We start from the raw sequence: 14836 nt of genomic DNA on the forward strand, positions 1-14836 counted from the left end.
AAAAGCTATGAAACCTATTTATTCTTTTCTTTTCCTGGTAATTCTTTTCGCCTCCTGCGCAAAAACTGAAACAACAACAAGAACCACTCAGTCCCTTACCAACGAATGGAAATTTATTAACGAAGATATTACTCACGCCCAACTTCCCGAAACCGACGTTAGCCATTGGGAAACCGTTGACATTCCGCACGACTGGGCTATTAAAGGTCCATTCAACAAGGAAATTGATGCCCAAAAAGTACAGGTTACGCAAGACATGGAAAAAACAGCACGACTGAGAACAGGTAGAACAGGTGCCTTACCTCACATTGGCGTAGGCTGGTATCGAAAAACGTTTAAAGTGCCAGCTTTAACGAGCGGCCAAAAAGTGCTGTTGGTTTTTGATGGCGCCATGAGTGATGCCCATGTATGGATTAATGGCACCAAAGTTGGAAACCACCCCTACGGTTATGCTTATTTTTATTTTGATATAAGCGAGCATATTAAACCCGGGCAGGAAAACCTGTTAGCAGTTCGGCTCGAAAACAAAGAGTCCTCTTCGCGCTGGTATCCGGGTGCAGGAATCTACCGAAAAGTGCAGCTGATAGTTAAAAACCAGGTAAACTTTAAACAATGGGGTACATTTATAAGCACTCCTTTTGTTTCGGAAGAAATGGTCCAGGTGAACATAAAAGCCGAAATTAACGGTGAAGATGTAAAAGTACTCACTGAAATTAAAGATGCCGATGGGAAACTGGTTGCCAGCAATACAAGCAATGAAATTTTTGGAAATAAAACAGAACAAAACATTGCTGTACCCAATCCAAAACTTTGGGATATTGAAACACCCTATCTGTACACCGCAACAATGAAACTCTACCAGGGCAACACCTTAAAAGACGAACAAAACATTCGCTTTGGAATTCGAAGTGTTGAATTCAAAAGAGGATTTGGATTGGTACTGAACGGCAATGTTACCAAATTTAAAGGGGTATGTTTACACCACGACCTGGGTCCACTCGGAGCTGCGGTAAACAAAGCTGCCTTAAAACGCCAGCTCACCATTTTAAAAGATATGGGCTGTAATGCCATCCGCTCATCGCACAACATGCCCTCAATAGAACAGCTGGAACTTTGCGATGAAATGGGTTTCCTTTTTCTGGCCGAAAGTTTTGATGAATGGGCCAAACCAAAAGTAAAAAACGGCTACAATCGATTTTTCAACGAATGGGCAGAAAAAGACGTGGTAAACCTGGTGCGGGCCACCCGAAATCATCCGTGTATTGTAATGTGGAGTTCGGGCAACGAGGTTCCCGATCAATGGGGAAATGAAGGGGTAAAATTGGCAAAATGGCTCCAGGATATTTTTCATCGAGAAGACCCTACACGCCCCGTAACTGTTGGTATGGACCAGGTGGGTAATACGCTTAAAAATGGTTTTGGGGCAATTATGGATATTCCGGGCTTGAATTACCGGCTACCTCTGTACAATGAAGCTTACGAACGGTTCCCTCAAGGATTTATTCTGGGTTCCGAAACGGCATCAACAGTGAGTTCTCGCGGGGTGTATAAATTTCCGGTTGAGCAGGCAAAAATGAAAAGATACGATGATTTTCAAAGCTCCTCTTACGATCTTGAGGCTTGTTCATGGTCGAATATTCCGGATGAAGATTTTTACTGGCAAGACAATTTTGATTGGGTAATTGGAGAGTTCGTATGGACAGGTTTTGATTACCTGGGCGAGCCAACACCCTACAACGAGGCATGGCCCTCGCGCAGTTCATATTTTGGCATTTGCGATTTGGCCGGTCTGCCCAAAGACCGTTTTTACCTGTACCGCAGCCGCTGGAATACCACCGATGAAACCTTACACCTGCTACCCCACTGGAACTGGCAGGGGCGCGAGGGAGAAAGCACGCCGGTTTTTGTATACACCAATTACAACAGTGCCGAACTATTTGTAAACGGCAAAAGTCAGGGAATAAGAACCAAAAGTAAAGAAACACTGCTTACGCGAAACCGCCTGATGTGGATGGATGTAAAATACGAACCCGGAACGGTAAAAGTAGTGGCTTTTGATGATGATGGAAATGCTGTTGCTGAAAAAGAAATGCATACCGCCGGTGCACCGCACCATGTTGAACTGATGGCTGATCGCACCAACATTTCTGCTGATGGAAACGACCTGAGTTACATAACTGTTTCGGTAGTGGATAAAGATGGCAACCTTTGTCCAACAGCAAACAATCAGTTAAGTTTCAGTGTTAGCGGAGCCGGAAAATTTAAAGCTGTTTGTAATGGCGATGCCACCTCCCTCGAACTATTTCACTTGCCAACAATGAAAGCTTTTTGTGGGCTGTTGGTGGTTACTGTTCAAGCAGCAAAAAATCCGGGAGAAATAGAACTCGAGGTTTCAGGAGAAAATCTTCAAAGCAAAAAAATAGTCATTAACGCTAAATAAATTTTTGGGATAATACAAAAACGTTATGCGTATATATTCTGTAATAATAGTCGTACATTAACAAATAACATCAATGAAAAAACTACTTAGCCTTTTATTTCTAGTTTTCATTTTGCTATCAGCATGCCAAACAAAACAAAGCCGGAAAGACAAAATAATACAAAGTCCCAACATCATCTTTATATTGGCCGACGACCTGGGCTATGGAGACATAAGCTGCCAGGGGCAAACCAAATTTAAAACACCAAATATTGATGCAATGGCTGCTGGTGGCATAACCTTCACGCAACACTACTCCGGCTCAACGGTTTGTTCGCCTTCACGTTCGGTTTTATTAACCGGTCAACATACCGGTCACACACCAATTAGAGGAAATAAACGCGACGAATTTGGCAACTGGCCCCTACCCGCAAATACCAAAACAGTAGCAAAAATGCTAAAAGAGAAAGGCTACACCACAGGTGCTTTTGGCAAATGGGGACTTGGCTATACCGGCTCAACCGGCGCCCCAAACGAACAAGGCTTCGACGAGTTTTTTGGCTATAACCACCAAACCCTGGCACACAATTATTACCCCTATTTTTTAAACCATAACCAAGACACGATATGGCTGGAAGAAAATGAAGGAACCGCCCAAGGAATATATGCACCTATACCCATTCACCAACAGGCCATTAAGTTTATCGAAAACAATAAGAACAAACCGTTTTTTATGTATTATCCCTCCATTATTCCACACGCCGAGCTATTTGCGCCCGAAGAATATATGGAAAAGTACAGGGGAAAACTACTGCCCGAAAAGAAGTATATTGGATCAGACGAAGGACACCCCCGGTTTAAAGCAGGAGGTTACGGCTCGCAACCCGAAAGCCATGCCGCATTTGCTGCAATGATAAACCTACTGGATGATCAGGTGGGTGAAATTGTTGCAAAACTAGAGGAACTCGGAATCGAAAAAAATACGCTGATCATATTTTCATCGGATAATGGCCCACATTTAGAGGGAGGTGCCGATCCTGATTATTTTAACAGCAATGGCCCTTTTAAAGGTTATAAACGCGATTTATACGAAGGCGGAATCCGAATGCCGATGATTGCCTACTGGCCCGGAAAAATTAAAGCCGGTAGCAAAACAAATCACCTCTCGGCTTTTTGGGACTTTTTGCCAACCGTTGCCGAATTAACCGGTGCCCAACAGCCAGAAAATATCGACGGAATCTCGTACCTGCCGACATTACTTAATACCGGAAAGCAAGCTCAGCACGATTATTTGTACTGGGAATTTCATGAGAAAAACGGACGTATAGCATTGCGAAAAGACAACTGGAAACTGGTTCGGTACGATGTGCTTTCTCCGGAAATAACAACCACTGAATTGTACGACATTTCTACCGATATTGGCGAAGAAAACAATCAGGCAGAACAACAACCGGAGCTTGTAAAAGAACTGTTGAAACTTATGAAAGACGCCCGAACCAAATCGGAAGTGTTTACTTTTGAATAAAAAACTATTATGAGATAAGAAAATAAATTGCCATTCTTAAAGCAATAAATTTAACTATAACATACACAATCCTTCCCTTTTTTGTACAAATTTTCTCACGAGAATTGACAGATTACATTTACTTTGTATACCAATAATTTAAACCAATCATTATGAACAAGTTATTTTCCCTTCTACTTCTATTTGCAACCTTCTTAATCTTTGCAAATTATTCATCGGCACAGGAAATTAAGCCCGCCGAAGTAAAAACAGTTATGAAAAAAGTTGCCGACTGGCAAATTGAACATTTTAACGAATGTTACAGCGGCAGACAAAAACCTCACCATCCACTGGATTGGACCAACGGAGCACTTTACGTTGGAATGGTAAAGTGGGCAAAAATGGCCAACGATGAAAAATATTGGGAATGGTTGAAAAATATCGGTGAAGAAAATGAATGGTTGCTATACAAACGCCAATACCATGCTGACGACCATACCGTAGGACAAATGTACATTGAATTATACCGCAAGTACAGGGATAAAAAAATGATCGAACCAACCCAAAAACAGTTTGATTTTATTATGTACCACCCTTCTCAATCGGTTTTAAACTGGAAAACACCATTTCACCAGGACCGTTGGAACTGGTGCGACGCACTTTTTATGTCGCCACCGGTTTGGGCAAAGCTGTATAAAGTTACCAGCGAAAAAAAATACCTCGACTTTATGTTTGAAGAGTACAAGGCAACAACCGACTTTCTGTTTGATAAAAAAGAACATTTGTATTACCGCGACGAACGTTACATAACAGAGCGCGACAATGGAACAAAAGTATTCTGGTCACGCGGTAACGGCTGGGTATTTGCCGGACTTGTAAACATTTTGAATGAGCTAAACCCGGAGAGTAAAGAGTACAAATATTTCTTAAAAATTTACAAGAAAATGGCCAAAAAACTTTTGGAGATTCAAACACCTGAAGGGCATTGGGCCATGAGCTTACTGGGACAGAAATTCTATCCTACTCCTGAAACCAGTGGCTCATCGTTTTTTGTATTTGGGCTTGCCTGGGGCATAAACCAGGGTATTTTAGATAAAGCCACTTATGAGCCGGCCGCAAAAAAAGGATGGAATGCCATGGTTAGCCATGTTACCGACGATGGCATGTTGGGATACGTACAACCCATTGGTGCTGCACCCGGAAAAGCATGGCCCGACAAAACAGAAGTATACGGAACTGGCGCATTTTTAAGCGCAGGTTCAGAGATTTATAAACTAACCGGAGGAGAATAAACCAAAATTAAACCGTTATGAAAGGCTTTTCGTGGGTAACTATTTTTTGCGCACTTTTTGCTTGCTGCGCATGTCAACCCCAAACTCCGCAAGAATCCGTAAAGAAACCCAATGTACTTTTCATTTTAGTCGACGATTACGGCTACACCGATTGCGGTATTATGGGAAGTAAATACTACGAAACGCCCAACGTTGACCGCATAGCCCGCGAGGGAATGATTTTTACCGATGGCTATGCAACCTGCCAGGTGTGCAGCCCTTCGCGGGCAAGTATTATAAGTGGCAAATTTCCGGCCCGCCATGGCATTACCGACTGGATTGGAGCAAAAACCGGAGAAGAATGGAGTAAAGTTGGCCGTGCAACCCAATTGCTTCCTCCAGAGTACAAACATGCTTTAGCGCACGACTACATTACCTTACCTGAAGCGATGAAAGAAGCCGGTTATAAAACTTTCTTTACTGGGAAGTGGCATGTGGGCGGAAAAGGATCGTGGCCCGATGATCATGGTTTTGACATTAACAAAGGTGGTTGGGATGTTGGTAGTCCCAAAGGTGGTTATTTCGCCCCCTGGGAAAATCCAACTTTACCAAGCGGACCTGATGGCGAAAACCTGTCGATGCGTTTGGCCAAAGAAACGGTTAAGTTTATTGAAGCGAATAAAGACACTGCTTTTTTCGCCTATCTTTCGTTTTATGCAGTTCACGGTCCAATTCAAACTACCCAGCAAAAATGGGCCAGGTACCGCCAAAAAGCCGAACAAATGGGTATTGCCGAAAACGGCTTCGAGATGGGGCGTTTCCTGCCCATTCGCCAGGTACAGGACAACCCGGTTTATGCCGGTTTGGTTGAAGCAATGGACGACGCCGTTGGCCTTGTTTTAGATGCACTGGAAGAAATGGGACTGAATGAAAATACCATTATTTGTTTTACAGGTGATAACGGGGGGGTGGCTGCCGGCGATGCTTTTGCTACATCAAACAAACCCCTTCGCGCCGGAAAAGGCTACCAATTTGAAGGCGGAATTCGCGAACCCTATTTTATTAAAGTTCCGGGAATGGGAAACGGACAAAAATGTTCGACACCGGTTACAGGAACCGACTTTTATCCGACGATTTTGGAGCTATGTGGAGTAGAATTAAAACCTAAAGAACACATTGACGGCAAAAGTCTTGTTCCGCTTTTAAAAGGAGAAACTATGGCCGAACGACCATTGGTTTGGCATTACCCGCATTATGGAAACCAGGGGGGAGAGCCTTCATCAATCATTCGGCAGGGCGATTGGAAATTGATTCATTATTACGAAGATAGCCGTGAAGAATTATACAATCTGGAAAACGATTTGTCGGAAACAACTAATTTAGCTGCCGATAACCAGGAAAAAGTAAAAGAACTAAGTGCAACCCTCTTCGCTATGTTGGAAGAAATGGGAGCCCGTTTTCCTGAACGTGACCCAAGCTGGACAGCCGAGCGCGAAGCTGCCCACCTAAAAAATATTGTTGAAAAGCGCTGGCCGGCATTGGAGAAACAACGCAAGCAGTTTCTATCTGAAGATTTTGATCCGGGAAACAACTGGTGGGGCAGCATGGTTGTAAATGACTAAATTTCGTAACGAATCTTCACTATTCAATTTGTAGCGTTTAAAACAAGAAGACAGAACCTACAGGACATTTTTTATTACAGAATAAACTAACACCACTATAAAATTATTTAAACCACAGTAACATGAAACGTAGAAACTTCATAAAAAACACGGCAGCAAGTGGCATTGCCCTCACGGGGCTAACCGGAGCTTTACAGGCATCGGGGGGCGAAAAGAAAAAATCGAACAAAGCAAAATTTAACCTGAAGTATGCCCCAAGCCTGGGCACATTTAACGAACATGCAGGAGAAGATCCGATTGACAATATAAAATTTATGGCCGACCAGGGATTTCGGGCAGTTTTCGACAACAGCCTGATGAAAAAAGAACCGGCATTACAGGAAAAAATAGCCAACGAACTGGCACGCAACAACATGGATTTGGGGCCCTTTGTATTATATGCTGATTTTAAAACAAAATCGTTTGTTACCCAAAACGAAGATATCAAACAAATGCTAAAAGACACCATGCACAAGGGGCTGGAAGTTCAGAAAAGAACAGGGGTAAAAACAGCATTGATTGTGCCCGGAAGATTTGATGAAGGCCTGGAGCATGGCTATCAAATGGCCAATATTATTGACAACCTGCGCATGTGTTGTGACATTGTTGGCCCCACAGGCCTGGAGCTGGTTATGGAACCATTAAACGCCTGGACCAACCACCCGGGATTAATTTTAACCAAAATGCCCGAGGCCTATATGCTTTGTGTAGCCGTTAACCACCCCAGTTGTAAAATTGTTAACGACATGTACCACCAGCAAATTACCGAAGGAAATATTATCCCCAACATCGATAAATGCTGGGATCACATTGGCGCTTTTCACATTGGCGATAATCCCGGGCGCAAAGAACCCGGAACTGGTGAAATAAATTACCTGAACATTTTTAAACACATCTACGATAAAGGATATAACGGAGTACTGTGCTGCGAACATGGTAAAAGCATATCAGGCAAAAAAGGAGAAAAAGCCTTTATCGAAGCCTATCGGACAGTAGATAATTTTTAACAATAAAAAAGGTGGCTAGCTAGTAGGCCACCTTTTCTTTTAGTTTCATCTAAGGAGGAGGGTTGGCAGTTTACAGCAGCGAAATATACTACTAAAGAACTACCAAATATTTTTATTGAAAATTCTGTTTCTTCAAAACGCTCCGCTAATTTCGACATATACCCGAACAAAACAGATTCAAATCGTAAAACAGAGTTGCATATCGTAAAAAACAACTTCAAATAACATTTTTTGTACCTTTACTCCATAACTCTATTCTGTCAATGATAAAAACAATTGCTCTGCTTTCTCCCGTCTATGCAACCTTGTTTTGGGGTGTTACCCTTTTGATTCAAAGGCGACCTGCCAATCAAAGTCGTTTTGTATTGGGTATTTTTATGCTCTTTGCCTGTATGCTTTACGTTTCACATACTGTATTTTTTCTGGAATTCTACCATACTTACTCTTTCTTCGAAAGCATTTATTTGTACGCAGGCCTATCGGTGTATCCGTTATTTTATACCTACATCTTATTATTGAGTACTATTCGGTTTAACACCAGGCGGCATTTACTCCATTTTCTTCCGGGCATTCTGTTTGGGGTTGTTGCCTTAATATTAACCTCCTTGCTAACTCCCGACCAACGAATTTACTACGTTAAGCACATACTGATAAACGAGAATCTTAAAAACATTGATACCACTACCCTTACAGGAGTTAAAGCATTGGTTTTTTTGATTAGTAGAATCATTTTCATTCTTCAAACAGTTATCTATCTCATTTTCGGAATTCGTATTGCAAACCAGCACAACAAAACCATTAACAACTTTTTTTCAGAAACTGAGGGCAAACGAATGAACTGGGTAAGGGATATTAGTATTCTGGTCTTAGGTGTTTCACTTGCTGCCATTAGTTTTGCCTTGCTTGGCCGCAGCTATTTTGTACAACACGATTTATTACTTCTGTTGCCTTCTGCCTTTTTTACAGTTTTCTTCTTTATTTTAGGCTATAAAGGCAATTTACAGCAACCCATTTACGAACGTTTGTATGAAAACGACGAAGCATTAAGCTACCAGGAAGATGCCCCGCCGGAAGAAAACAACCTAAAAGAAAGACTATTGGTTCTTTTTGAAGAGAATAAAATTTACCGTTTGAACGATTTGCGTATCCATACTATTTCTGAATCGTTGCATACCAACCGCACCTATATTTCGCGTTTGATAAACGAAGAGTTTCAAATGAACTTTAACGAGTTTGTAAACCAATACCGTATTAAGGAAGCAAAAGAACTGCTTCGCACACCAGCGAGTACCAAATACACCATGGAATATATTGCCGAACAGGCCGGTTTTGGATCGGTTGCTTCATTTTCGCGTGTGTTTAAAGAAATTGAAGGTGTTACACCTGGCAAATACCGGCTCATGCACAACAAAGACTAGCGAGTATTGGCTTTTATACTACTGCCAGTAAAATTATAATAGAGGCTAAAACCAGCTCTTCAATGAAAAAAAAGAAAAAAAATTCAGTTGTTGGCAAAATCCTGATTGGTACAATTGCTCTAATTTTTTTGGGCTATGGCTGTTTTTTAGGTGTGCTGTGGCTGGGTGGGTCTACAACCCCTGCAAAGGTGAACAATTTTCGACGTGAAATGGGTGAGCGTAACGAAACCATTCGCAATCAGTATACTTATTCGTACGATTACCAGTTTACGATTTCGGGTAAAAACTATTCCGGGCATTCAAAAAAAGTGCAAAGTCCTGTCTTTCTAAAAAACCAGGGTAACACTTTTATTACCGTCCACTATTTAAAATGCTGCCCGGTGCTTAATGCACCTGCCGACGATTTTAAGCCCTGGTATAAAATTCTTATTTATTTTGGGGTGGCCTTTGTTTTAGGCTATTTTATAAAACGAATGTAACACTGCCGAGAATGCAATTAAATGCTCTTTCCTCAAGTATTTCAAAATTAATTGATTACTTTTTCTTTGAATAGGATACTGTGCAAATTCGTGTGGTTACAATAACTGCAGGAAATTACGAGAATGAAAACCAAACTACTCAACACCCGCTATTTTGATTGTAAATACTTTACTTTCAAGTGTACCAGCCGCTCGGAAAGTTGTTGCCCTTCAGGCGTAATCATGGCAAATCTATCTTTTTCAAGTAATAATTTGTAGGCTTTATCGCAAGCGGCAACCGCTCTTTCAAAATCGCCCTTTTGCTCCATCACCCGGCTCATCAAATCGTAAGCTTCTGGCAATTTAGCGGAGAGCTGAATTGCTTTCCTGGCATCATTTTCTGCATTATCAACCTGGTTTAGAGCTAAAAAAGCCAATCCTCTTTTCGACAATGCATAAGCCAGCCGATTCCCGGAAATATTCTCCGACGCCAATTCAAGTCCCTTATTTATATCCTCCAAAGCACCGGAGTTATCGCCCTGTTGTATACGAATTTCACCACGTAACAACAATCCGCTAACATGTTCCGGGTTTAATCGTAATAGGTCATCCAAATAATCCGCCGATTTATTTGTCCAGTTCATTTGTGCCGCTGCCTTTGCCTGAACATAATAGGCACTCGTCTTTTTGTTGTTATCCGAAAACGCATGGTTTGCTCTTCGTGCTTTTCGAATTGCCTGGTCAATATCTCCACTCCTGTAAGCCGCTTGAGCTTCGGACAATTCTTGCTCGGCATCAATAAAAAAAATGCTTACAACAGTAACCAGCACTGCGATTAAAAAAGATACTATTCGTACAAATTTTATCATGTTAATTTTTTTTAGTCGGTAATGGCATAGTAACCAGCATTAAAAACAGCATAAAGAATAAATCGATAAGCGATAAAATAACCCAGAATCCCCCATTTAAACCTTCGGAAAAGGTACGGCTTACAACACCTGCAGTAGAAAAAATACCAAACACCGATTCGGTGGTATCGGCATTCCAAACTCTGGCCAACCAATTAAAAGGATCGAAAACAGGTTGCGCCAGTCCAAATCCAAATGCTTGTCCAATCATAAACATAAAAAAAAGAAGTACCACCATTTTAAACCGAATGTTTGCAAGTGCTTCAATGTATTCTCCTGCAGTTTGTTTAACCATCCACGAAATTGTTACACCGGCAATCACACCCTGTATAAGTATATAATAACCAATCCAGTAACGAATCCACCCAAACACCAACCCGGTTGCAATGGCTAAAGCTAAGCATTTTACTATGGGTGCCGTTGATAAATTTTTAGGCATGGCCTTAGGCTTTGCTGTATTGGCAGAAGTAGTGCCTTTTTGCGGAGCACCGCAATTCTGACAGAATTTATCGTCCTGTTGAATTGTTTTTCCACATGCCTTGCATTTGTATTTCATTTTTTCTAAAGTTATTAAGGTTCTATTTTAACAAAGGGCATCCGCAATTCCGGCAAATGTTTTCCTCAATATTGTGCAAAAAAGCACAGGCGTTGCAAAAAATAATGGTATTTGTCAAAAGCCTGATTTTTAATTTGCCGAGAGTAGCCCATGTCCATTCACCTCGTCATTTCTGTAGTCTTAAAACATTACTATTGATGGCTCTAACGGTGTGAATCAGGGTATTAAAGTAATTATCAACCGGGGCAATCAATACTTTTCCGGTGCCGGTAAAAGTGTTTACCAATCCTTCGCCCGAAATTACGGTTGAAAAAATACCGCGTGTGGCTTTTGCAACTTTCAGCTCGATACCCGAGGTGCGGGCAACTGCAAAACTTCCATCCACTACCAATTTGCCATTTGTAAGTTCCACCTCTTCCAGCGGTCCGGCCGAGTTAATAATTACTTTGCCCGTACCAGCCACAACGGTTTGAAACCATTTTTCGCCCGAAAACATAGCGCTGATAGCACGATTGGTAAAGGCACCCAGTTCGATATTTAGCTCTGATGCATAATAGGCTCCGCGGTCAAGTATCCATTCGTCGTTATCCAATTCCAGAATGGTAAATTCGCCAAACGATGGCGTTAAATGAACCGTGCCGGTTCCGCTAATTACAGGCTTTACAACTTTTTCTTTGGTAATCATCGATTTAAAAATGCTGCCAACCCCGGGTAAATCCGATTGTAATTCCAGGTTTCCCTGCATATAGTGCATGGCGCCTGCTTCGTACCTGAAAGCAGCATTATCGAGTTCTACTTTTACCATATTTAAACGTTCGCGTGTTACCACATCGAAGGTTACTTTTCCGACAGGTGGCGGGGTTGCTGACTGTTGCGCTTGCCCCACTTTGTTGCCACAGCTGCCACAAAATGCAGCACCGGCTTTTATTTCATTTCCACAGTTTGAACAGAATGGCATAATAGTAATTTTTAACTTTATTTAATTGGTTGTGGTTTATAATACATCTTAAATTTTCCTCCTTCTCCGTGAACAGTTATTATCCATACATCAGAGCTGTTTAATGGCTTAGGGGCTACTGTTGAAAATTCACCTTTGTCTGTTTCCTGACCATCAGAATAAACTAACATGCCATCCACTCCTCCGTGAGAAGACCTGCCTCTAAAATCCATTTTTTCTGAATGTCGTAATGTACTATAAAATTTTATTGAAAGTTTCATATTTGTAGCATTATTCCCTTTAAAATTGACGAAAGCTTTTGTTGTTACAGGTTCATCAGGTATGTATGTATTTTTAAATGCCGTCCACTTAGCCGTAGTTGTATAGTTTGAAAAACTTGAGCTTGATGGATTAGAAGGAATACAAGAGGAAGATAGACTTCCGTTATTTATGCTAGTATTGTGTTTTACCATAATATCCATTGAATTATCCTCAAATTCGGTATTAAATAAAACCCATTTACTTTTTGCCATATTACCCAATTCAATAACAATTTCATTTTCTCCATCAACAATAAAATCTTTTACTATTGTTGGCTTTTCAATATCGACACGGTCACTGGGTTTATATATTTCTACACGGTTTGGTTTTCCGGCAGTATAATGACCAATGAAAGTAAAGTTCGTTTTGGTTATGCCCGATTCTTTTAAGGTTCCCGTCCAGTTCTTTTTATCCACACCTTTATCAAGTGGTCTTATGGCCACTTTGTACCCCCCATATTTTGCTTTTTCGCCTTTAGCAAGGTTTTCAGTAATGGTTAAATTCACCTTCTCGTTTAGCATTTTTGCCATCAACGCCGCCTCTTTTGTTAGCTCTAATTTAAGGTTATAAAAACGCCAGTTATTTACTGATGTAAACACTGGGTATAATTGATCGATAATTCGTTGTTTGCCCTCACCATATACTCCTTCAATATCTTTTTGACTGGGCCAGGTCATTCGTTTTAAACCTGCTTCTGCTGCTAATGAATTTAGCTCTGCTGTGTTTTCATTATCTGTACCTACTTTCGTAGTTTTCATAAATTTCCAGGCATAATCTTCAATTTCTTCCATTATTTCCTTGTATGCCTCTGCAGGATTATCGGCATTATCCTTATGTATATCAATCATTAACCTGCGCCACTCTTTTAACGAACGTTCGTTATAGGTTTTATTGTAAAAATCGTATACCTCCCAAAGCTCTTTGTATTTTTGAGCGAGCATTGCGTTACCAAATTCTGTTAAGGCAATATCGATAAAATAAACACCAATAAATGCGATGTTAATTACCGGAGTACCAAACTCGGCAACCAACTGGTTCATTATGTTTTTGGTGAGGTTGATAGCCGTTGTTTTGTTGTCGCTATAACATAAATCGTAACCCAGTTGTACTATACTGGCTGCGTAACCAAGGTTTTTGAAGCCATTATTTAGTTTGTTTGTAAAATCTGTAGAATAGCTTCCACCAGCAGTTAGAGTGTTAATTGCTACCCCTGAATTTCCGGAAAACTTGCTCCAAAACGATAAGCCCTGATTTAAAGCTTCTTTGCCTAATTGACGGTCGTTTTCGTAATAACTTTCCAAAACTTCAATATGCATGTCTTTTCTATCACCTTTTAAATAACTATTGGGGATATATACATTTGAAATGTATGCATGTCTTTTGGTCGCATTTTTTACCGTAAAAACTCCATAGCGGCTAAGATGATTGGTCCGGATATGTACAACTTTGTTTTTAGTATCTAAATCATACAAAACGGGTTCCCATTTTTTTGTTTTAGGATTGTAATATTGCGCAGCTACACACTCTTCAGCTTTTCCGTTCTTAATAAACGATTGGTTGTAGGGCAGCGATATGGTTATAAAATCGTCGAACTTGCTTTTTCCTTTAAGTTCAATGTCGTAGGCAACAACCGAGCATTCACCATCAATCACCTGTTGCTTGTATTCTTCAACAATTACCGATGTTTCTTTGTCCAGAACAAATTGTCCAAAATCGACTTTTACCTTTTTAAACTTAGCAACTGTATTTTCTGCCGAGACTTTAAGTGATTCTTTTGTAATTGGTTTTCCTTTGATATTTACAGGAATCTTAATTCCAACTTCAGTGGAGGATTTTGATTGTTTGGATCTAGTTTTTTCTGGTTCAATATCTACAATCCCGTCAACACCTTCGGTATCCAGAATGTTTTCACTGGTCTGTTCTGTGTCTAAATTTTGCCACCAATTAGAAACCTTATTGTACATCAACATAGTAAGAACAATAAGTACTGCCAAAATAAAAATAGCTGTAATCGCGCAGCCTCTACATCCTTTTTTCTTTTTTGGGGGTGGTGTATTAATTGGAGGAGGCGGTGTTGGATTACCCTTCATATTTTGTTCCGGCTTTGGGCCGCCTGAAATTATTTTCCGGCCTTCTTTGGTAAGTTTTTGTTTCGGTGGTTCTGGCTTTGGTTCCGGTTGTTTTTGTGAATCCGGGGCAGCTTTTGATGTTGTGGTAACAGGCGTTCCACAAGCTGAGCAAAACTTTTCGTTTTCCTCTAAAACTTTTCCGCATTTTTTACACGAATTTGGATTCGATTCCTGGGGGCTGCCGCACGAGCCACAAAATTTGGCTCCTTCAGAGATTTCTTTACCACAGTTTGTACAAAATGGCATG

11 protein-coding genes are annotated in these 14836 nt (G+C 40.9%); 7 read left to right on the forward strand and 4 right to left on the reverse strand.

Annotated elements, in window-relative coordinates:
- Positions 1-7: 7 nt before the first annotated feature.
- The 7 genes from galB (at position 8) to QZ574_RS01090 (ending at position 9759) form a co-directional block, all read left to right on the forward strand.
- Positions 8-2440 carry a beta-galactosidase GalB gene (gene galB, locus QZ574_RS01060; RefSeq protein WP_297085844.1) on the forward strand — a complete coding sequence of 811 codons (2433 nt, stop codon included), beginning with the start codon at positions 8-10 and terminating at the stop codon, positions 2438-2440.
- A gap of 73 nt (positions 2441-2513) precedes the next feature.
- Positions 2514-3944, forward strand: coding sequence for an arylsulfatase (locus QZ574_RS01065; RefSeq protein WP_297085847.1), 1431 nt, complete (start codon positions 2514-2516; stop codon positions 3942-3944).
- 152 nt (positions 3945-4096) lie between these two features.
- Complete coding sequence (locus tag QZ574_RS01070) at positions 4097-5215, forward strand: glycoside hydrolase family 88 protein (protein ID WP_297085850.1); 1119 nt, start codon at positions 4097-4099, stop codon at positions 5213-5215.
- 17 nt (positions 5216-5232) lie between these two features.
- A complete protein-coding gene (locus QZ574_RS01075; protein ID WP_297085851.1) occupies positions 5233-6816 on the forward strand; it encodes a sulfatase in 1584 nt (527 codons plus the stop codon).
- A gap of 122 nt (positions 6817-6938) precedes the next feature.
- On the forward strand, positions 6939-7862 hold the full coding sequence (locus QZ574_RS01080; RefSeq protein WP_297085853.1) for a TIM barrel protein: 924 nt from the start codon (positions 6939-6941) through the stop codon (positions 7860-7862).
- 263 nt (positions 7863-8125) lie between these two features.
- Positions 8126-9280, forward strand: a complete 1155-nt coding sequence (locus tag QZ574_RS01085; protein ID WP_297085855.1) for a helix-turn-helix transcriptional regulator — start codon at positions 8126-8128, stop codon at positions 9278-9280.
- A 62-nt stretch (positions 9281-9342) separates the two neighbouring features.
- Complete coding sequence (locus QZ574_RS01090) at positions 9343-9759, forward strand: hypothetical protein (protein ID WP_297085857.1); 417 nt, start codon at positions 9343-9345, stop codon at positions 9757-9759.
- A 149-nt stretch (positions 9760-9908) separates the two neighbouring features.
- On the opposite strand, the gene QZ574_RS01095 is transcribed toward QZ574_RS01090, so the two are convergent.
- The 4 genes from QZ574_RS01095 to QZ574_RS01110 all read right to left on the reverse strand — a co-directional run bounded on the left by QZ574_RS01095 (position 9909) and on the right by QZ574_RS01110 (position 14835).
- Complete coding sequence (locus QZ574_RS01095; protein WP_297085859.1) at positions 9909-10607, reverse strand: tetratricopeptide repeat protein; 699 nt, start codon at positions 10605-10607, stop codon at positions 9909-9911.
- Position 10608: 1 nt separating this feature from the next.
- Positions 10609-11202 carry a zinc ribbon domain-containing protein gene (locus QZ574_RS01100; RefSeq protein ID WP_297085861.1) on the reverse strand — a complete coding sequence of 198 codons (594 nt, stop codon included), beginning with the start codon at positions 11200-11202 and terminating at the stop codon, positions 10609-10611.
- Between the two features lie 166 nt (positions 11203-11368).
- Positions 11369-12160 carry an AIM24 family protein gene (locus QZ574_RS01105; protein ID WP_297085863.1) on the reverse strand — a complete coding sequence of 264 codons (792 nt, stop codon included), beginning with the start codon at positions 12158-12160 and terminating at the stop codon, positions 11369-11371.
- 17 nt (positions 12161-12177) lie between these two features.
- Complete coding sequence (locus tag QZ574_RS01110) at positions 12178-14835, reverse strand: zinc ribbon domain-containing protein (RefSeq protein ID WP_297085865.1); 2658 nt, start codon at positions 14833-14835, stop codon at positions 12178-12180.
- Position 14836 lies beyond the last annotated feature (1 nt).

The organism is uncultured Draconibacterium sp., assembly GCF_913063105.1.
GTDB lineage: Bacteria > Bacteroidota > Bacteroidia > Bacteroidales > Prolixibacteraceae > Draconibacterium.

What these genes read in the sequence shown, in the direction of transcription:
- QZ574_RS01075 (WP_297085851.1), top strand. Translation starts at nt 5,233, where the DNA reads ATGAAAGGCTTTTCGTGGGTAACTATTTTTTGCGCACTTTTTGCTTGC.
- QZ574_RS01065 (WP_297085847.1), top strand. Translation starts at nt 2,514, where the DNA reads ATGAAAAAACTACTTAGCCTTTTATTTCTAGTTTTCATTTTGCTATCA.
- galB (WP_297085844.1), top strand. Translation starts at nt 8, where the DNA reads ATGAAACCTATTTATTCTTTTCTTTTCCTGGTAATTCTTTTCGCCTCC.
- QZ574_RS01100 (WP_297085861.1), bottom strand. Translation starts at nt 11,202, where the DNA reads ATGAAATACAAATGCAAGGCATGTGGAAAAACAATTCAACAGGACGAT.
- QZ574_RS01070 (WP_297085850.1), top strand. Translation starts at nt 4,097, where the DNA reads ATGAACAAGTTATTTTCCCTTCTACTTCTATTTGCAACCTTCTTAATC.
- QZ574_RS01105 (WP_297085863.1), bottom strand. Translation starts at nt 12,160, where the DNA reads ATGCCATTCTGTTCAAACTGTGGAAATGAAATAAAAGCCGGTGCTGCA.
- QZ574_RS01080 (WP_297085853.1), top strand. Translation starts at nt 6,939, where the DNA reads ATGAAACGTAGAAACTTCATAAAAAACACGGCAGCAAGTGGCATTGCC.
- QZ574_RS01085 (WP_297085855.1), top strand. Translation starts at nt 8,126, where the DNA reads ATGATAAAAACAATTGCTCTGCTTTCTCCCGTCTATGCAACCTTGTTT.
- QZ574_RS01110 (WP_297085865.1), bottom strand. Translation starts at nt 14,835, where the DNA reads ATGCCATTTTGTACAAACTGTGGTAAAGAAATCTCTGAAGGAGCCAAA.
- QZ574_RS01095 (WP_297085859.1), bottom strand. Translation starts at nt 10,607, where the DNA reads ATGATAAAATTTGTACGAATAGTATCTTTTTTAATCGCAGTGCTGGTT.
- QZ574_RS01090 (WP_297085857.1), top strand. Translation starts at nt 9,343, where the DNA reads ATGAAAAAAAAGAAAAAAAATTCAGTTGTTGGCAAAATCCTGATTGGT.